The organism is Methylobacterium sp. Leaf118, from assembly GCF_920984675.1.
In the GTDB taxonomy this organism is placed as follows: domain Bacteria; phylum Pseudomonadota; class Alphaproteobacteria; order Rhizobiales; family Beijerinckiaceae; genus Methylobacterium.
Genome location: NZ_CAKLBV010000001.1, coordinates 83966 through 100578 on the forward strand (window position 1 = coordinate 83966; position 16613 = coordinate 100578).

General features: G+C 71.2%; 17 protein-coding genes, 1 tRNA gene and 1 pseudogene. 13 read left to right on the plus strand and 6 right to left on the minus strand.

Annotation, left to right across the window (positions count from 1 at the left end):
• Nucleotides 1-207 precede the first annotated feature (207 nt).
• Together aroA and cmk are read left to right on the plus strand one after the other, a co-directional pair.
• Complete coding sequence (aroA, locus tag LW587_RS00370) at nt 208-1572, plus strand: 3-phosphoshikimate 1-carboxyvinyltransferase (RefSeq protein WP_232627692.1); 1365 nt, start codon at nt 208-210, stop codon at nt 1570-1572.
• On the plus strand, nt 1569-2225 hold the full coding sequence (cmk, locus tag LW587_RS00375) for a (d)CMP kinase (protein ID WP_232627693.1): 657 nt from the start codon (nt 1569-1571) through the stop codon (nt 2223-2225). The genes aroA and cmk overlap by 4 nt, the downstream gene beginning before the upstream one ends.
• Here cmk and LW587_RS00380 read toward each other — a convergent pair.
• Nucleotides 2206-2541, minus strand: a complete 336-nt coding sequence (locus tag LW587_RS00380; protein WP_232627694.1) for a DUF167 family protein — start codon at nt 2539-2541, stop codon at nt 2206-2208. The two genes, cmk and LW587_RS00380, sit on opposite strands and share 20 nt — an antisense overlap.
• 245 nt (nt 2542-2786) lie before the next feature.
• On the opposite strand from LW587_RS00380, the gene LW587_RS00385 reads away from it, so the two are divergent.
• Nucleotides 2787-2862: transfer RNA gene (locus LW587_RS00385), tRNA-Thr, on the plus strand.
• A 110-nt stretch (nt 2863-2972) separates the two neighbouring features.
• Here LW587_RS00385 and LW587_RS00390 read toward each other — a convergent pair.
• Nucleotides 2973-3242, minus strand: a complete 270-nt coding sequence (locus tag LW587_RS00390; protein ID WP_232627695.1) for a hypothetical protein — start codon at nt 3240-3242, stop codon at nt 2973-2975.
• Nucleotides 3243-3543: 301 nt separating this feature from the next.
• Here LW587_RS00390 and LW587_RS00395 point away from each other — a divergent pair, with 301 nt between their 5' ends.
• The 6 genes and pseudogenes from LW587_RS00395 to LW587_RS00420 all read left to right on the plus strand — a co-directional run bounded on the left by LW587_RS00395 (nt 3544) and on the right by LW587_RS00420 (nt 8428).
• The gene (locus tag LW587_RS00395; RefSeq protein WP_232627696.1) at nt 3544-4074 is read left to right on the plus strand and encodes an RNA polymerase sigma factor; all 531 of its coding nucleotides are present in this window, start codon (nt 3544-3546) and stop codon (nt 4072-4074) included.
• Entirely contained in the window at nt 4071-4844 is a 774-nt protein-coding gene (locus LW587_RS00400) for an anti-sigma factor family protein (protein WP_232627697.1), read from the plus strand. Before LW587_RS00395 ends, LW587_RS00400 begins: the two co-directional genes overlap by 4 nt.
• A 9-nt stretch (nt 4845-4853) precedes the next feature.
• Nucleotides 4854-5966 (plus strand): catalase family peroxidase, encoded by a 1113-nt coding sequence (locus LW587_RS00405; protein WP_232627698.1) that lies wholly within the window; start codon nt 4854-4856, stop codon nt 5964-5966.
• Nucleotides 5963-6511, plus strand: coding sequence for a cytochrome b (locus LW587_RS00410; protein ID WP_232627699.1), 549 nt, complete (start codon nt 5963-5965; stop codon nt 6509-6511). The genes LW587_RS00405 and LW587_RS00410 overlap by 4 nt, the downstream gene beginning before the upstream one ends.
• A gap of 224 nt (nt 6512-6735) precedes the next feature.
• Nucleotides 6736-7478: pseudogene (locus tag LW587_RS00415) on the plus strand (L,D-transpeptidase).
• A 71-nt stretch (nt 7479-7549) separates the two neighbouring features.
• The gene (locus tag LW587_RS00420) at nt 7550-8428 is read left to right on the plus strand and encodes a LysR substrate-binding domain-containing protein (RefSeq protein WP_232627700.1); all 879 of its coding nucleotides are present in this window, start codon (nt 7550-7552) and stop codon (nt 8426-8428) included.
• Nucleotides 8429-8662: 234 nt separating this feature from the next.
• On the opposite strand, the gene LW587_RS00425 is transcribed toward LW587_RS00420, so the two are convergent.
• Together LW587_RS00425 and LW587_RS00430 are read right to left on the minus strand one after the other, a co-directional pair.
• Entirely contained in the window at nt 8663-9679 is a 1017-nt protein-coding gene (locus LW587_RS00425; RefSeq protein ID WP_232627701.1) for a zinc-binding alcohol dehydrogenase family protein, read from the minus strand.
• A 27-nt stretch (nt 9680-9706) separates the two neighbouring features.
• A complete protein-coding gene (locus LW587_RS00430) occupies nt 9707-10567 on the minus strand; it encodes a DMT family transporter (protein ID WP_232627767.1) in 861 nt (286 codons plus the stop codon).
• 394 nt (nt 10568-10961) lie between these two features.
• Here LW587_RS00430 and LW587_RS00435 point away from each other — a divergent pair, with 394 nt between their 5' ends.
• A complete protein-coding gene (locus tag LW587_RS00435) occupies nt 10962-12392 on the plus strand; it encodes an 8'-apo-carotenoid 13,14-cleaving dioxygenase (protein ID WP_232627702.1) in 1431 nt (476 codons plus the stop codon).
• Here LW587_RS00435 and LW587_RS24190 read toward each other — a convergent pair.
• Entirely contained in the window at nt 12365-12691 is a 327-nt protein-coding gene (locus LW587_RS24190) for a hypothetical protein (RefSeq protein ID WP_442919071.1), read from the minus strand. The genes LW587_RS00435 and LW587_RS24190 overlap by 28 nt on opposite strands.
• Nucleotides 12692-13094: 403 nt before the next feature.
• Between LW587_RS24190 and LW587_RS00445 the strand changes: the two genes are divergently transcribed.
• Together LW587_RS00445 and LW587_RS00450 are read left to right on the plus strand one after the other, a co-directional pair.
• Nucleotides 13095-13364 carry a hypothetical protein gene (locus tag LW587_RS00445; protein WP_232627703.1) on the plus strand — a complete coding sequence of 90 codons (270 nt, stop codon included), beginning with the start codon at nt 13095-13097 and terminating at the stop codon, nt 13362-13364.
• 437 nt (nt 13365-13801) lie between these two features.
• A complete protein-coding gene (locus LW587_RS00450) occupies nt 13802-14053 on the plus strand; it encodes a hypothetical protein (RefSeq protein WP_232627704.1) in 252 nt (83 codons plus the stop codon).
• A gap of 239 nt (nt 14054-14292) precedes the next feature.
• Here the strand turns inward: LW587_RS00450 and LW587_RS00455 are convergent, their stop codons facing one another.
• Nucleotides 14293-15249, minus strand: a complete 957-nt coding sequence (locus tag LW587_RS00455; RefSeq protein ID WP_232627705.1) for a zinc-dependent alcohol dehydrogenase family protein — start codon at nt 15247-15249, stop codon at nt 14293-14295.
• 121 nt (nt 15250-15370) lie between these two features.
• On the opposite strand from LW587_RS00455, the gene gcvA reads away from it, so the two are divergent.
• Entirely contained in the window at nt 15371-16258 is an 888-nt protein-coding gene (gcvA, locus tag LW587_RS00460; RefSeq protein ID WP_232627706.1) for a transcriptional regulator GcvA, read from the plus strand.
• Nucleotides 16259-16613 lie beyond the last annotated feature (355 nt).

The window sequence follows — 16613 nt, forward strand, 5'->3', positions numbered from 1 at the left end:
CTGCATCATAGGTTAACTCTTGTCGAGTCTCCCGGCGGCACGATCCCCTGAAAGGGACTGTGGTGCACGATCCTGCCGTATTCCGGGCTTGAGGCGCTCCACGCGCGCCGCCTCCGGATGACGCGGCCCGATCCGCATGGTAACGGGCCGCCTCATCCGGCCCGCTCCTGCGGAGGCCCCGTCCGTCCTCTCGCCCGAATCCCCGCCGTGTCGCACGCCACCGAACCGCATCCCCTCAGCGCCCGCCCGGGCCATCCCCTGACGGGCGTCGTGAAGCCGCCCGGCGACAAGTCGATCTCGCACCGGGCGATGATCCTCGGCTTGCTGTCCATCGGCGAGACCCGGGTCGAGGGTCTTCTCGAGGGCGACGATGTGCTGCGCACGGCCGCCGCCGCCCGGGCGCTCGGCGCCACGGTCACCCGCGAGGGGGAAGGGCGCTGGCGGGTCGTCGGCGTCGGCCTCGGCGGTCTCCAGGACCCGGCCGAGGTGCTCGATTTCGGCAATGCCGGCACCGGCTCCCGGCTGATGATGGGCGTGGTCGGTGGCCAGCCGGTCACCGCGACCTTCGACGGCGACGCCTCCCTGCGCCAGCGACCGATGCGCCGCATCCTCGACCCGCTGCTGCAGATGGGGGCCCAGGTGCTTTCGGAGGCCGAAGGCGGACGCGTGCCCCTGACCCTCAAGGGCCCCCGCGAGGCCATTCCGATCCGCTACGCGCTGCCGGTGGCTTCGGCGCAGATCAAGTCGGCGGTGCTGTTTGCCGGACTCAACGCTCCGGGAATCACCACGGTGATCGAGCGCGCCGCCTCCCGCGACCACACCGAGCGGATGCTGCGCCTGTTCGGGGCCGAGGTGCGGGTCGAGCCGTCCGGCGAGGGGGGGCACGGCCGCACCATCGCGCTCACCGGTCAGCCGACCTTGCGCGGCACCGCCGTGATCGTGCCCGCCGACCCGTCCTCGGCGGCGTTCCCGCTGGTGGCGGCGCTGATCGTGCCGGGGTCCGACGTGACCCTGCGCGGCGTCATGATGAATCCGCTGCGCACCGGGCTGATCACCACGCTGATCGAGATGGGTGCCGAGATCGAGCGCCTGGACAGCCGCGAGGAGGGCGGCGAGACGGTCGCCGACCTGCGCGTGCGCGCGAGCCGCCTGCGCGGCGTCGACGTGCCCGCGGAGCGCGCCCCCGCGATGATCGACGAATACCCGGTTCTCGCGGTCGCCGCCGCCTTCGCCGAGGGCACGACCCGAATGAACGGCCTGCACGAATTGCGCGTGAAGGAATCCGACCGCCTCGCCGCGGTCGCGGCCGGGCTGTCCGCCAACGGCGTCGCGCACGCGATCGAGGGCGACGACCTGATCGTGACGGGCGACGGCGCGCCGCCCGCGGGCGGCGGCTGCGTCGCGACCCATCTCGATCACCGCATCGCCATGGCGTTCCTCGTCATGGGAATGGCCGCGCAGCGGCCCGTGGCCGTGGATGATGGGGCGATGATCGCCACGAGCTTTCCGAGTTTCCGGCCGGCCATGACGGCTCTCGGCGCGGACATCGTTGACGGGGTGGTCCAGGCATGAGCGCTCTTCGCGACGGCGCCCTCGTCATCGCCATCGACGGCCCGGCGGCCTCGGGCAAGGGCACGCTGGCCAAGCGCCTGGCCGCGCATTTCGGACTGCCGCATCTCGATACCGGCCTGCTCTATCGGGCGGTGGCCCTGGCGCTGGTCGATGCCGGCACCGACCTCGGCGACGAGCGGGCCGCGGCGGAGGCCGCCGCGGCGCTCTCGGCGGAGGGACTGGCCGATCCGCGCCTGCGCGAGCGGGCCATGGGGGAGGCCGCCTCGCGGGTCTCCTCGGTGCCGCAGGTGCGCGCCGCGCTCCTGTCGTGGCAGCAGCGCTTCGCCGGAGGCCCGGAAGGGGCCGTCCTCGACGGGCGCGACATCGGCACCGTGGTCTGCCCGGGCGCGCGGGTGAAACTGTTCATCACGGCCGCTCCCGAGGAGCGGGCCCGGCGGCGCCACCGCGAACTCGTCGGCCGCGGCGAGACGGTGAGCCTGGACGCGATCCTCGAGGATATCCGCGCCCGGGACGAACGCGATTCGAGCCGCGCCGCCGCCCCGCTCCGGGCGGCCCCGGACGCCGTGCAACTCGACACCACCGAACTCGACGCCGAGGCCGCCTTCGCCGAGGCCCTCGCCATCGTCACGCGCCTCAGCGGCGCGCGCCGGTAGCCGCGCCGGTCCAGGCCTCGATCCGTGCGGCAAGCGCGGCGGGGTCGCCGCTCAGGCGCAGCCGCTTGGTGCGCGACGCCTCGCTGGCGGCAAGCGCCACCTCGGCCCGGCGCAGGCCGAGGCTGCGCGCGACGAAGGCCACGAGCGCGGCATTGGCCGCCCCCTCCACCGGCGGGGCCGCGACCCGCAGGCACAGCACCGGCCGACCCTCCGCGTCGGCGCGAATCCCGTCGAGCCCGTCCCGTCCCGCCCGCGGCGTCAGGCGCACGGCAAGGACGAGACCGTCGCCGTCGGCCGTATAGGGCTTGGGTGTCATGGGCATCTCCGCCGACCTGCGGCCCTGGACCGCGCCCCTCGCATGCCGCCGACCTCGCCTGCGTCGTTCCGGCAAATCCGCAGCCCTGTGCGGAACGGGGCCGTGCTTGCACCGCCTCGGAGGGGCTGCTAGAGCCGTGTCCGACGCGACTGCCTGCAGTCGGCGTCTCTTGACCCTTGTCCAGACGCATTCTTCCGACGAACCGGTCGCCGTTTCCTGGGAATCCGTTCAGACACACGTGCAAAGCCGGTTTAGCTCAGTTGGTAGAGCAACCGCCTTGTAAGCGGTAGGTCGCGAGTTCAAGTCCCGCAACCGGCACCATTCTCCCTCACCGCCTTGCCTGACGTTGATGCGCGGGCCCGACCTGCGTCGCCGACTGGCGCGCTGGCATCCGCTCCCGTGGGAGACGGACGCCAGGCAACAGCCCGCCCTCAGTTCAGGATCAGCTCGCGGGCGGGACCACCGGTTTCCTGGCCCCGCGATTGCGCGTAGTCCGGCAAGGCGGGGTTCTGGACGTTGCTGCTGTCGGTGTCCCGGCCGCCGAGCCAGTCCGCGGATTGCGGCGGCGGCAGGATCGCGCCGGTGATCGCCGGACCGTCGATCCGGTGCGGGACGGTCCGAGCCTGAGAGGCTCCGGTCAGGATCGCAAACGTGCAGAGGGACGCGAACGCCGTCGTCGAAACAGTCTTGATCGTCGTCATGTCAGGTCTCCGGTGTGTCCTGCCTGATCCAACGGCGTCGGGCAGGGATGCCGGACAGACGACGTCTTCGTCTGCGTATTCCTGGTCTCGGCGAAAAATTCGGGTCTTGTGGTCGAGACCCCGTCGCCGGGAGCCGGCCCGCGATAGGAGGCCGCGAGAGATCGCTGCGCATCTGAAAAAAATCGCTGCGCGCTTGGAATAAGGCGGACCTCGCAGCGTCCATGCCTCAGTCGCCGGGCCTGAACGGGTTCGCCCCGGTCGGCCCGCACAGGGAGGGGCGCGCCATGCCAGGAGAGCGGACATGACGGACATGATGCGCCTCATCGAGCCGCTGATCCCGGCCTTGCGCCGCTATGCCCGGGCCCTCCTGCGCAACCCGACCGATGCGGACGACCTCGTGCAGGATTGCCTGGAGCGCGCCGTCGGCCGCTGGCACCAGCGCCGGCCCGACGGCGACGCGCGGACCTGGCTCTTCGCCATCGTCCACAACCTCGCGGTCACGCAGTTGCGCCAGCGCGCCCGTCGCGGGGCCCACCTGCCGATCGAGGATACGGCGGAGGTCAGTCTCGCGGTGGCGCCGACCCAGGAGAGCGGCCTGCGCCATCGCGACCTGATGAGCGCGCTCGACGCCCTGCCAGAGGAGCAGCGCAGCGTCCTCCTCCTCGTGACGGTGGAGGGCCTGTCCTACGCCGAGACGGCCGAGATCCTCGCCATCCCGGCCGGGACCGTGATGTCCCGCCTGTCCCGGGCGCGGGACCGGATGATCCTGCTGATGGACGGTACCGAGGCAACGGCTCCGGCCAAGCGCGCGCTCCTGCGGAGGGTGAAATGAGCATGCGTCCGATCGGCGAGGACGATGTCCAGGGCTTCGTGGACGAGCGGCTCTCGCCTGCGCGACGGCGCGAGGTCGAGGCCTATCTCGGGGACCATCCCGAGGCGCAGGCGCGGGTCGCGCGCATGATCGCCCTGCGCGACGACATGCGGGCCGCCTTCGCGCCCATCGCCGCCGAGCCGGTACCGGCCCGTCTGAACCTGGCGCGGATCGTCGAGGTCCGCCGTCGCGCGGTGCGGCCGGCCTGGCAGGTGATGGCGGCGGGCGTGCTGCTCCTGCTCGGCGGGGCCGGGGGCTGGGGCCTGCGCGAGGCGGTCTCGCCCGTGCCCAGCGGGATCGACGCCCTGGCCCAGGCCGCGAGCATGAACTACGCGGTCTACGCCCCCGACCATACCCGGCCCGTCGAACTCGCCGCCGCGGACCGGGACGAGCTCGCCGGCTGGTTCTCGGCTCGGCTGAGGCGGACGGTCGGCGTGCCGGACCTCAGCGGCGCGGGCTACCGCCTCATGGGCGGGCGCCTCGTCGCGACGCCCCAAGGTCCGGCCGGGCTGCTGATGTACGACGACAGTCACGGTGCCCGGTTCGTCATGCTCATGCGCCCCATGACCGTGCCCGGCGACGCGCCGATGCGCCCGCACGCGACGGCGACGTCGAACGGCTACGCCTGGGCGCAGGACGGACTGGGCTACAGCCTCGCCGGGGCCGCCGATCCGGCCGTTCTGCACCCGCTGGCCGACACGATCCGCCGCGCCACCGCCAAGTCTCTTTGAAGGCCCGCCATGCCTCGTCTGAACGACCTCGCCGGGGCCGGTCCGGCCTCGAATGCGCGCGCCATCCTCCTGCGCCTCGGCGCCATCGGGGGGCTCGTCGCCGGCCTCGCGGGCACCTTCGCCTATGCGGGCGGCTGGCTTTCGCCGGGCGCGCTGACCCAGGCGCGGATCGTCGACCACTTCGAGCGGGTCAACGGGCCCCATCCGGGCTTCCGGCGCAATCACGCCAAGGGGCTCTGCCTCGCCGGTCGCTTCGAGAGCAGCGGGCAGGGGGAGCGCCTGTCGCGGGCGTCGCTGTTTGCGGCCGGCCACGTCACGCCGGTCACCGGACGCATCGCGCTCGCCGGCGGCCAGCCCTACGCGGCGGATGCTTCCACGACGGTGCGCAGCCTCGCGCTGCGCTTCCACCTCCCCGACGGTGAAGAATGGCGCACCGGCACCAACGACATCCCGGTCTTTCCGGTGCGCGATCCCGCGGCGTTCGACGCGCAGCTGCGCGCCGCCAAGCCCGACCCGGCCACCGGCAAGCCCGATCCCGAGGCGCTCAAGGCGTTCTTCGCCGCGCATCCCGAAAGCGCGAAGGCGGCATCCCTGATCAAGGCGCGCACGATCACCTCAGGTTTCGCCGACGACACCTTCCGCAGCCTCAACGCCTTCCGGCTCGTCGCCCGGGACGGCACGACAACGCCCGTGCGCTGGGCATTCGTGCCCGAGCAGGCCGCCACGGCGCAGAGCCCCGCCCAGGGCGCGCGCCCGGACACGAACTTCCTGTTCGACGATTTCGCGGCCGCGGTCCGTCGGGCGTCCGTGCGCTGGCACCTCGTCGTGACCCTTGGTGCCCCCGACGACCCCACCGCCGACGCGACGCGTCCCTGGCCGGCCGAGCGGCCAAGCCTCAACGTCGGAACCGTGATCGTCGCCGAAACGGCCGCCGAGGCGGACGGCAATTGCCGTGACGTGAACTTCGACCCCCTCGTCCTGCCCGCCGGCCTCGCCGGATCGGACGATCCCCTGCTCAGCGCCCGCTCGGCGGCCTACGCGCAATCCTTCACGCGCCGCGCCGGCGAGCCGAAGGCGCCGAGCGCCGTCCACGACACCCCTGCTTCGGGAGCCGGATTGTGAGCCGCACCCCCTCATTCAACCGGCCGGCCCGGCTCCTGCACTGGATCATGGCGGGCCTGATTCTCGCCATGCTGTTCATCGGCGTCGCGATGGTGACCTCGCTCGCCCACTATGACGCCCTCGTGGCGCTGCACCGCCCCCTCGGCATCGCCATCCTGGTCCTGGCGGTGGTGCGCATCGTCAACCGCTGGCGCCATCCGCCGCCCGAACTGCCGGAGGACCTTCCGGGCTGGCAGCGGCAGGCGGCGCATGCCTCGCACCTCCTGCTCTACGCGCTGATGCTCGGGCTGCCGCTGCTCGGCTGGGCGATGCTGTCGGCGGCCGGCTATCCGATCGGGCTCGCGGGCGCCCTGGTGCTGCCCCCGATCCTGCCCCGGGATCCGTCGTTCTACGCGTGGCTCCGTCCGCTCCACACAATCCTCGCCTACGCGCTGTTCGGCCTGATCCTGGCGCATCTGGCTGCGGCCCTCATGCACGGGCTGATCCGACGCGATGGGGTGTTCTCCAGCATGACCCTGCGTCTGAGGGCGTTCCGGGCTCGATGACGGCGACGCGGGCGTCCTGGCCGCCCGCGATCCGCTCCCGGTGTGGCGAGCACCGACGGCCACCGCTTGGGCCGGCGCGCTCGGGCCGTCCCATTCGATCGGCAGCTAGATCTCATCAGAACGATGCGTTTCCCTCGATCATCGCCGCGGGGCATCCTTGCGGCGCGGTTCGAGGTCGCCCGACGGCCTCGAGCATCGGCAAGCTCTTGAAGGTCACGCGTGTCATGAACGAGCCGGGATCGGCGGCCTTCCCTCGGCAGGGCGGTCGCCCTGCGCGTTTCACCATCGTCCGTCGAGCTGGCTGGCCTTCGCCCTGGGCGGCTGCGTGACCGCCGCCCCCCGCGTGAGGCCGTCGCGCCAGCGCCGAACGTGGCCTTCACGGCCACGGACGGCGCGCAGCCCGACGAGCGCGTCCCCCTCCCGGCGACCGAGATCGGCCGCGTCGATCCCTGCTACGTCCGCCAGGAGGCCGCCTATCTCCGCACTGATCCGCCGGGCACGCTGGTCGTCGATCCGGGCCGCAAGTTCCTCTCCCTCGTTCGCGAGAACGGCCGCGCCCTGCGCTACGGGGTCGGCGTCGGTCGGGCCGGCTGGGAGCGGGTCGGCGCGGGTGGGCCGCAAGGCCGAACGGCCGCGCTGGACCCCGACGGCGGACATGATCGCGCGGGAGCCGGTCCGCAACGGGCCCTGGCGCAGCGGCATGGCCGGGGGCCCCGGCAACCCACTCGGACCGCGGGCGCTCTACCTCTGCGAGGGGCCGCGCGATACGCTGGGCCGCATCCACGGCACCACCGAACCGCAGACCATCGGCACCGACGTCTCCTCCGGCTGTATCCGGATGTTCAACCAGGACCTCATCGACCTCTACGGCCGCGTCCCGGTCGAGACGCAGGTCGTCGTGCTGCCGGCCGATGAGCATGTCGAGATCGCGGTCGCTCACTCGGCCTCCCCGTCGATCGGGGGATGACGTCCCGGGCCCATGAGTCCGGCGGCTGAGAGACGGTCGCGTGACTTCGCGAGAGGGGATACGGCAAAACCATGCGATACCCGGATCTGGAGCTCGATCTGCTACGAGCCTTCGTGGCGGTCGCCGAGACCGGCAGCTTCACGGCGGCCGCCGACGTGGTTCATCGCTCGCAATCGGCGGTGAGCCAGAAGGTGCTGCGCCTCGAAGAGATCCTGGGCCGGCGGGTGTTCGACCGGACCAGCCGCATGCTCGGGCTGACGCCGGACGGCGAGCGGCTACTGGTCGCGGCCCGCCAGATGCTGGAGTTCAACGACCGGTTCCTGCGCAGCTGGCGGGAGCCGGCCGCGAGCGGCACCCTGCGGCTCGGCGTGTCGGAGGACTTCATCCCCGGCCAGTTGCCGAAGCTGCTGGCGCGGTTCGGCCGGCTCTATCCCGATGTCCACATCGTGCTCATGACGGGCCTGAGCTGCACCCTCCTCGAAGCCTACGACGCGGACCGGGTCGATGCGGTGATCGTCAAGCGCAGCGGCGCGCAGGCGCGGGGGCGCGTGATCTGGCGCGAGCCCCTCGTCTGGCTCGCGTCCGCCGATTACCAGCTCGATTTCACCAAGCCCGCGCGCCTGGTGATGCTGGCTCCCCCGTGCAGCTATCGCGAGTCGATGATCGCGGCCCTCGATTCCGTGCGCCGCGACTGGGTGGCGGCCTGCACGGCGAGCAGCCTGACGGGCGTCCAGGCGGCGGTGGCGGGCGGGCTTGGAGTGACGTTGCTCGGCCGCTCCTTCGTGCAGGAGGGCATGCAGATCCTGCGCGCGCCCGACCTCTGGCCCGCCCTGCCGATGACGGAGGTCAGCGTGCTCGGCGAGGACCGGGCGCCCGACCTCGTCGAACCGCTGATCACGTTCCTTAGCCAGAGCCTCGCCAGCCATGACGGGCTCACCATCGCGGCCTGAATGTCCGGCGGCTGGTGAAGCGCGGGTCGTGCACGACGCCGATCGGGGTCACGACACCGTCGAGGGCGATCGTCCGGCGCACCCGGGCGCCCGCGATGTCGATTCACGGCATCCGGCAGGGTGACGGCCATCGTGGGACCGCGCAGGCCGCCTCGGCGTCCCCTCCGCGGAACAGCAACAGCGCCGCACCGGCGCCCACCCGGCAGGGGCGCCGGTCGAGGTCCGATCCTCCGGTCATGCCCAGCCCTCCAGAACGATCTTGCCCTTGGCCCGTCCGGTCTCGATCAGGGCGTGCGCGCGGCGCAGGGTGGCGGCCGAGATCGGGCCGAACCGCTCGGCCAGGGTGGTCTTCAACTGGCCCGCATCGACGAGGCGCGCCACCTCGTTCAGGAGCTGGCCCTGCGCCGCCATGTCCATGGTCGCGAACATCGAGCGCGTGAACATGAACTCCCAGTGGGTCGACACGCTCTTGCGCTTGAAGGGCACGATGTCGAGGCTCTCGGGATCGTCGATCAGGGCGAAGCGGCCCTGTGGCGCGATCAGCTCGGCGATCTCGGCGCGGTGCCGGTCGGTGCCGGTGGTCGAGAACACGAAGCCCGGTGCGCCCAAGCCCAACCCCGCGATCTCGGCGGCGAGCGGTCGGGTGTGGTCGACGACGTGATGGGCGCCGAGTTCGCGGCTCCAGGCGGCGGTCTCGGGGCGCGAGGCGGTGGTGATCACGGTGAGGTCCGTCAACTGGCGGGCGAGCTGCGTCGCGATCGAGCCGACGCCGCCTGCCCCGCCGATGATCAGGATCGACCGGGCGGCCCCCGGAACCGGCTTGCCGACGTCGAGCCGGTCGAACAGCGCCTCCCAGGCCGTGATCGCGGTGAGCGGCAGGGCCGCGGCCTCCGCCGCCGAGAGCATGGCGGGCTTGCGGCCGACGATGCGCTCGTCGACGCAGTGCAGCTCGGCGTTGGTGCCGGGCCGATCGAGGGCGCCGGCATAGAACACGGCATCCCCGGGCCGGAACAGCCGGACCTCGGGACCGACCGCCTCGACGCGGCCGACCGCATCGTAGCCGAGAATGTGCGGCTGCCCCTCGGCCGGCGTGACCCGGGCGCGGACCTTGGTGTCGACCGGATTGACCGAGACCGCTTCGACCCGGATGAGCAGGTCGCGGGGGCCGGGCGTCGGGGTCGGCAGGTCGAGATCGACCAGGGACTCCGCGTTCGCGATGGGCAGGGAGGTGTGGAAGCCGACGGCCTTCATGGGGATGCTCCGCGTTAGGGGTGGGTGTCAGGAACGGGACGGGTGCGCGCTCGCGGCGATGCCCAGCACGATCGCGACGGCGCCGACGATCAGGTCGAGGCTCGGCACCTCGTGCAGGGTGGCCGTGGAGAGGGCGAGACCGGTGACTGGCACCGCCATCATCAGGGTCGCCGTCATGCTGGCCGGCAACCGGGTGCTCGCGGCGTTGACCGCGCAGAAACAGAAAGCCGTGGCGACGGGCCCGACGAAGCCGAGGCAGGCCCAGAAGGTCGCCGTGCCGTCGCCCGTGAACGGACCTTCGACGGCATAGGCCAGCGGGGCCAGGACCAGTGCGGCGAGCAGCATCTGCCAGGGCGCGAGCTGGATCGCCGAGGCCGAGGCGCCCCCGTAGCGCAGGTGCAGGATGCAGACGGCCCAGGCAAGCGAGGCCGCCACCAGCATCGCGTTCGCGCCGACGACCTGCCCGTTCCCCCAATCGACCGCGTGCGGGTTGAGCAGGACGAGAACGCCGAGCCCGGCCAAGCCGAGACCGGCCCAGTGCCGCCGCTCGATCCGTTCGCCGAACACCAGGACCGCGACCGGGAGCACCCAGAGGGGCGTGGTGTAGCTGAGGATCGCCGACCGCCCCGCCGGCAGATGCGTCAGCGCCACGGTGCCGAGCGCCGTGAACAGCATCATCTGAAACAGGCCGATCGAGGCGACGCGCGGCAGGTCCCTGGCCTGGGGCCGATGGATTCCGCCGCGCAGGGCCTGCCAGGCGAACAGGCAGCCGGCCCCGCTGGCGAACCGGGCCGCAGAGAACCACAGGGGCGAGACATGGCCGAGGCCGAGCTTCATCACCGGCCAATTCGTCCCCCAGAGCAGGATCGCGCCGCCGAGCAGGAGCACCGAGCCGCCCCGCGCCCGAACGGTCTGCACCGCCCGCCCTGCGGGACGGAAGTAAGCGCGCCCCACCGCGGGGGCCCGGTCGCGAAGGGCTGGATGGTCAGCGGCGATCGCTGAGGCGGGCATGACGGGCCTCTTCCGGCGCGAGGGATCAGGGTCGGTCGCGTGCCCTCCCGGGGCCCGCGGCGCCGAGCCTCATGGCCGGCGCATCCTCACGATGCCCCCCAATGCCTGATCCGATAAGCGCATAGTTCCGATGGATACGATCGGTAAATCGACTAGATACGGGCCCGACTGCCGCAGGACGGTTCGCCGCGCGACGGCATCCGCCCGGCCCCTATCGCCGGGGTGATCCCGTCGGCAGGATAGCGCCCGGCCCATCCGGAGAGCGCCTCTCATGTCCAACCCTGTCGGCTCGGCCCTTCGCGCCGTGGCAGAAGGCGGCGTCGCGCTGGTGGCGGCCTGCAATCGCTGGCGGCTGCCCCGGACCCCGAACCCCTTCGCGAGCGGCATCCACGCGCCGATGGGCGAAGAACTGACCCTCTCCGATCTCCCCGTCACCGGATCGATCCCGGCGGGGCTCGAGGGCCGCTACCTCAAGATCGGGGCCAACCCCGTCCGTCCCGCGTCCCGGGGGCATGAATGGTTTCTCGGCGACGGCATGGTGCATGGCCTCGCCATCGGCGACGGCCGCGCCCAGTGGTATCGCAACCGCTGGGTCGGCTCGCGCATCGCCGCCGCGGCCCTGGGTCGGGAGCCCGCACCCGGACCGCGCCGAGGGCGCAACGACACCGTCAACACGAACGTCGTCGAGATCGGCGGCCGCGTCTTCGCCGTGGTGGAGGCCGGAAGCTTTCCCGTCGAGCTGTCCGAAACCCTGGATGCGCAACGCTACAACCCGTTCGACGGCACGCTGGCCGGGTCCTTCACGGGTCACCCGCATCGCGACCCGGTCACCGGCGAGACCCACGCGATCGCCTATGACGGAAGCATCTGGGACAGCGTCCGCCACGTGGTCCTCTCGCCCGCCGGCCGTGTGGTGCGCGACGTGGCGATCCCGGTCGAGCACGGCCCCTGCATCCACGATTGCGCGCTCACCGCGCGCTTCGCCCTCGTCCTCGACCTGCCCCTCACCTTCTCGATGCGGGCCCTGCTCGCCGGCTATCGCCTTCCGTTCCGCTGGAATCCCTCGCACCGCGCCCGCGTCGGTTTGCTCCCTCGGCACGGCCGCGCGGCCGACATCACGTGGTGCGATGTGGAGCCGTGCTACGTCTTCCACGTCGCCAACGCCTTCGACGAGACGGACGGCCGGGTGATCCTCGACGTGATCGCCTACCCGACGATGTTCGCCTCAGTAGGCGGTGGCTTCGACGCCCCGGGCCGGTTCGAGCGCTGGACCGCCGACCCCGCGACGCGGCGGGTCGAGCGGCAGGTGATCGACCCCACGCCGCAGGAGTTTCCCCGAATCGACGAGCGCCGGTTCGGGCAGCGCCATCGGTACACCTACACGGTCTCGGTCCCGCCCGATGGCGATCCGCAGCTCACCGGCGCGACCTGCCTCTACAAGCATGATGGCGAGACCGGAGAGCGCCAGGTGCACGAGTTCGGTTCCGATCGTGTCCCCGGCGAGTTCGTGTTCGTGCCCGCCGCGTCCGGCTCAGGCGAGGACGAGGGCTGGCTCCTGGGGCTCGTCATCGACCCAGCGAACGATACGACGGACTTCGCCATCCTCGACGCACGGGCCTTCGCGGCCCCGCCGGTTGCCACCATCCGGCTGCCGCACCGGATCCCGCCGGGCTTTCACGGCAACTGGTTTCCGACCCGCTGACCCAGGATGGCCGCGCATTCTGGCGCGACGGGCTGATGCCCGGCGCACCGGTGGGCTGAAGGCACCGCCCGGGGAGCGGCCTCAGGCCGACGATCGGCGCCTTCCGCGGGTCGGGGATGCTCGGTGCGAGCCCTTGCCGGACTCGGCACCGCGCCTGCAAACCCGCGCGTGCCCAGATCGAGGTCATCGACGCACACGTCGACGAGGCGAGCTGGGTTGTCGGCGGTGATGCCGTCGTCCAGGCAATCGGGACGGAGCGTGGTCTGCCGACGATCCTCGCTTCCGAGGAAGCGCTTCATCCCGATCTTCCCGGATCGAGCCATGCTCCATCGGATCGGCGCGTTTTCACCTGGAGCCGTGCCCGATCATGTTGAAACGTGAGCACGGCTCTCAGTCTTTGTTGTGTCGCGCTCTCTGAAGCCGAACCGGGTTCCACTTCGGCGGAGAGCGCTCCAGCTCCCCACTCAACAGCTCTTTACCCACGCGCGGCTGGAGCATTGAGCGGCGGGAAGCGGGTGGGGGGACGCAGCCGTCGCCACACAGGCCGTGGAACACGGCCGCGCTTCGGACGGAATCGTTCCCTTGCGGAGCGTGTGCGTTGGTACGTCACGCCGGCAAACCGGTCCCCATATGAAGTCTACGCAAGACGACGAAGCTTAGGGTGACCTGGGCGCGCTGCGTTCAAGGAGTTGTGAGATCCCCATGATGACCCGTGTTGCCGTCGCCATTGCCGCTATTGCTCTTGGCATTGCTGCTCCGGCTTCGTCCGCCCTGGCTTTCGGCGAAGACGCGCCTGCAGGACGCTCCGTGTCGACGATGCCCTACGACGTGGCGACGACGGGCTCGATCACCAGCTCCGATGGCTTGCTCTATGATCACTGCCCGATGAGTTCGGCGGCCGAGGGCAACGCCAACCAGCAGAACTTCCCCGTCAAGCAATACGGCCAGACCTCGGGCGGCTACCGCTGCTAACCGGCAGGCCACGAGGAGAAAATCCAATCCTGAAGGCCTTTTCGTACGGCAGGATCGGCGTCTTCGTGAGGGGCCACGCCATGACGGTGGCGGGCTCGGCCCAGCTGCTGATCGGCCTCTGACGAGGCGGACGAACGGATGATGAAACGGCGGGGCGCAAGTCCCGCCGTTTTTTTCTGTGCCCAGCCCCGGGCCGGTCAAACGGCCACCCGGCGCGTGCCCCGCGTCATGAATTCGATCGCTGGCCTCGCCGTCACCGCCTGGGCAGGCCAGCCGAGGGCGTCATGCGCCGCTCCGACGCCTCGGCCCTGCCATCATGCACGTTATCGATAATAACTATGAAATCATCCCATTTGATTCATGGGGCTGGCTTGCGCACATTCCTCCTCACGAAGCGACGGGATCACCGCCGCCAGAACGACAAAGAGGCTGAACTGATGTCCAAGCAGATCATCGCGCGTACCGTCACCGGCCTGGCGCTCACCGTCCTCGCCACGGCTGCCTTCGCCAGCGAGCCGGCCAGCATCCACAACACCAAGACGGTCGGGGCGATGATCCTGGCGACCCAGGGTCTCGCCACCAGCATGGGGGCCGTCCACCGCCAGGGCGGCTACGCGCTCCCCGGCGCGGTCCAGTGGATCAAGGTCCCGGCGACGGACGATCGCGTCAAGCAGGCTGCTGCCTTCTGACAACGCTTCACGGGATTCCCGGCTTGCGCCGGGAGCCTCCCCCGGGTTTGCCGGAGCGGCGGGAATTCCGTGAAAGCGCACCACGAACGAGCGAGCGAACGGCCCCTGGAGCCGGCACGCGGCTGGGCCTGTCTGGCCTCACCCGCGTTCCGGCAACCGGGCCGTGAGCAGCCTCATTCTCCTCGGTATGTCGGGTCGGCGTCGGCGCGGCTTGAGCCGCCCTCCGTGCCCTGTCGGCGTTACGATCTGACCCGAAGCACGATCTTCCCCTTCACCCGCCCCTCCTCCGCGCGCGCATGCGCGCCGGCGACTTCCGCGAGGGGAAGCTCCAAGCCGACTTGCGGCACCACAAGGCCGCGTTCGAGGAGCCTCGTGAGGGCATCGAGCTTGCCGGCACTCTGGCGCGAGAAGACGAAGTGGTAGGTGGCGTTCCGGCCCCAGGCGTCGATGAGGTTCTGGGGTGTCGCGGTATCGACCAGGCTGACCACCCGCCCATCCTCGCGAAGGAGGCGCGGGGAGCGCGAAAGCGTGTCGCGTCCGAGCGTATCCAGCACGACGTCGACGCCCGGGCCTTCGGTCAGGCGATCGACGGCCTCGCCGTAGTCCTCGCGCTCGAAATCAATGACCTCTGAGGCGCCGAGCCGTGCGACCCGCGCCGCGTCGCTGCCTCGCGCCGTGGCGAGAACCCGCGCCCCGATCGCTGTCGCGACTTGGACGGCGATGGACCCGACGCCCCCGGCACCCCCGTGGATCAGGACGGTCTCGGTCACCTGCAAGCGGGCCCGCTGCACCAGCGCTTCCCAGACGGTCACCCCGACGAGGCTGACGCTCGCCGCCTCGGAATGGGTAAGGTTGGCCGGCTTTCGCGCCACGATGTCGGTGTCCGCCACGTGGTATTCCGCGTAGGATCCCGGCCCCCCGAAGATGCGCGGTGTGTAATAGACCTCATCTCCCTCGCGGAACCCGGTCACGCCGGATCCGATCTCATCGATGACCCCGGAGACGTCGTGCCCGATGATGGCCGGCAGGGCGACCTGGTCGGCGTAGTCGCCGCGGCGGATCTGGATGTCGAGCGGGTTGATCGAGGTCGCATGCACCGCCACGCGGACCTGCCCGGGGCCCGGCCGTGGGTCGGGCAGGTCCTGGCGCGCGAAGCTGTCCGGCCCGCCGAAGCTCGTCAACACCATCGCTTTCACGGGAGCCTCCTGTCCTTGGCAGCTGTCCTTGGCAGCTGTCTTTGGCAGGTGTGCTTGTGTCAGCGGGGAAGCGGGATGACGAACGCGTTCTCCTCACGCAATGGATGAGCTACCATCAGCCATGATGGCGCGGCGATCGCTTCCCCCGCTGGCGTCGCTGCGGGCCTTCGAGGCGGCGGCGCGCCGCCTGAGCTTTCGCGGCGCCGCCGACGAGCTGGGGGTCACGGCGACCGCCATCAGCCATCAGATCCGGCTCCTCGAACAGACCCTGGGGCTTCGTCTCTTCCACCGCGAGACGCGACGGGTCCGGCTGACCGCCGAGGGCGCCGTGCTGCTGCCGGTGCTGCGCGCGGGCTTCGACGCCTTCTCCGACGCCATCGACCAGATCCGCAGCCGGCCCTCGGCCCAACTTCTGACCATCTCGGCGCCGACCGCCTTCGTCGCGAAATGGCTGGTGCCGCGGCTGGCCGACTTCCGTGCCGCGCATCCCGGTTGCGACCTGCGCCTGCACGCCTCCGACAGTCTGATCGACTTCGCCCGCGATGGCGTGGACCTCGCGGTCCGCTACGGGCCCGGTCCCTTTCCTGATCTCACGGCTCACCGGCTGGTGATCGACCGGGTCGCCCCCGCCTGCAGCCCGCGCCTCGCGGTTCGATCCGTGGGGGACTTGTCCCAGCACCCGCTGCTGCATTTCGAGTGGCCCCACCTGACCGACGCGACGCCGACCTGGACGGCTTGGCTGCGGAGGGCCGGGATCGCCTACGTTCCTGGCGGCGCGGGCCTTCACTTCAGCGACGAAGGTCACGTCATCCAAGCCGCGATTGCCGGGCAGGGGATCGGGCTCCTGTCGCTCGTGCTGGCCGCCGACGACCTGGCGAGCGGCGCGCTGGTTCAACCCTTCGGGCCGATCCTCGACGCCGACCCCTACTGGATCGTCCACCCGCGACACCCGGCCCGGGCGGCCGATGTCGGGCGGCTGGTCGACTGGCTCCGCGCCGCAACCCTGTGAGCGGGCTGGCCCGCGTTTGTTCCCTCGTCCGTCCCGGATCGCGTGCCACACCGACGGGCGACGGAGCCACCGGGCCGACCGTCCGCGGAAATCGGCCGCGAAGGAACGTCCCGTCCGCGCCTCCGTTCGGAGTGGACCCATCGGGCGCGTTCGCCGAGCGGAGGGGGTGACGAGACGCTCACGGGCGTCACATCGGGGGCCTGTCGGCGGGCTAGACAACCTTGACCCTTGCGGCCGCGCCCGATCAATTCAGCCGGGTGATTCTGACGCACGGAGTGTCACGAAGCCTTGCGATCCAGTTCGATGGGTGACTCGCCCGACCTGCGCCTCGATCCGCAGACCCGGGCAACGCGGC

Bases quoted from the DNA above. Each gene is read 5' to 3' on its own strand.
- LW587_RS00390 (WP_232627695.1), bottom strand. From the start codon at position 3,242: ATGACGACGATCAAGACTGTTTCGACGACGGCGTTCGCGTCCCTCTGC.
- gcvA (WP_232627706.1), top strand. From the start codon at position 15,371: ATGATGGCGCGGCGATCGCTTCCCCCGCTGGCGTCGCTGCGGGCCTTC.
- LW587_RS00450 (WP_232627704.1), top strand. From the start codon at position 13,802: ATGTCCAAGCAGATCATCGCGCGTACCGTCACCGGCCTGGCGCTCACC.
- LW587_RS00400 (WP_232627697.1), top strand. From the start codon at position 4,071: ATGAGCATGCGTCCGATCGGCGAGGACGATGTCCAGGGCTTCGTGGAC.
- LW587_RS00435 (WP_232627702.1), top strand. From the start codon at position 10,962: ATGTCCAACCCTGTCGGCTCGGCCCTTCGCGCCGTGGCAGAAGGCGGC.
- LW587_RS00380 (WP_232627694.1), bottom strand. From the start codon at position 2,541: ATGACACCCAAGCCCTATACGGCCGACGGCGACGGTCTCGTCCTTGCC.
- LW587_RS00395 (WP_232627696.1), top strand. From the start codon at position 3,544: ATGACGGACATGATGCGCCTCATCGAGCCGCTGATCCCGGCCTTGCGC.
- LW587_RS00420 (WP_232627700.1), top strand. From the start codon at position 7,550: ATGCGATACCCGGATCTGGAGCTCGATCTGCTACGAGCCTTCGTGGCG.
- LW587_RS00445 (WP_232627703.1), top strand. From the start codon at position 13,095: ATGATGACCCGTGTTGCCGTCGCCATTGCCGCTATTGCTCTTGGCATT.
- LW587_RS24190 (WP_442919071.1), bottom strand. From the start codon at position 12,691: ATGAAGCGCTTCCTCGGAAGCGAGGATCGTCGGCAGACCACGCTCCGT.
- LW587_RS00405 (WP_232627698.1), top strand. From the start codon at position 4,854: ATGCCTCGTCTGAACGACCTCGCCGGGGCCGGTCCGGCCTCGAATGCG.
- LW587_RS00425 (WP_232627701.1), bottom strand. From the start codon at position 9,679: ATGAAGGCCGTCGGCTTCCACACCTCCCTGCCCATCGCGAACGCGGAG.
- cmk (WP_232627693.1), top strand. From the start codon at position 1,569: ATGAGCGCTCTTCGCGACGGCGCCCTCGTCATCGCCATCGACGGCCCG.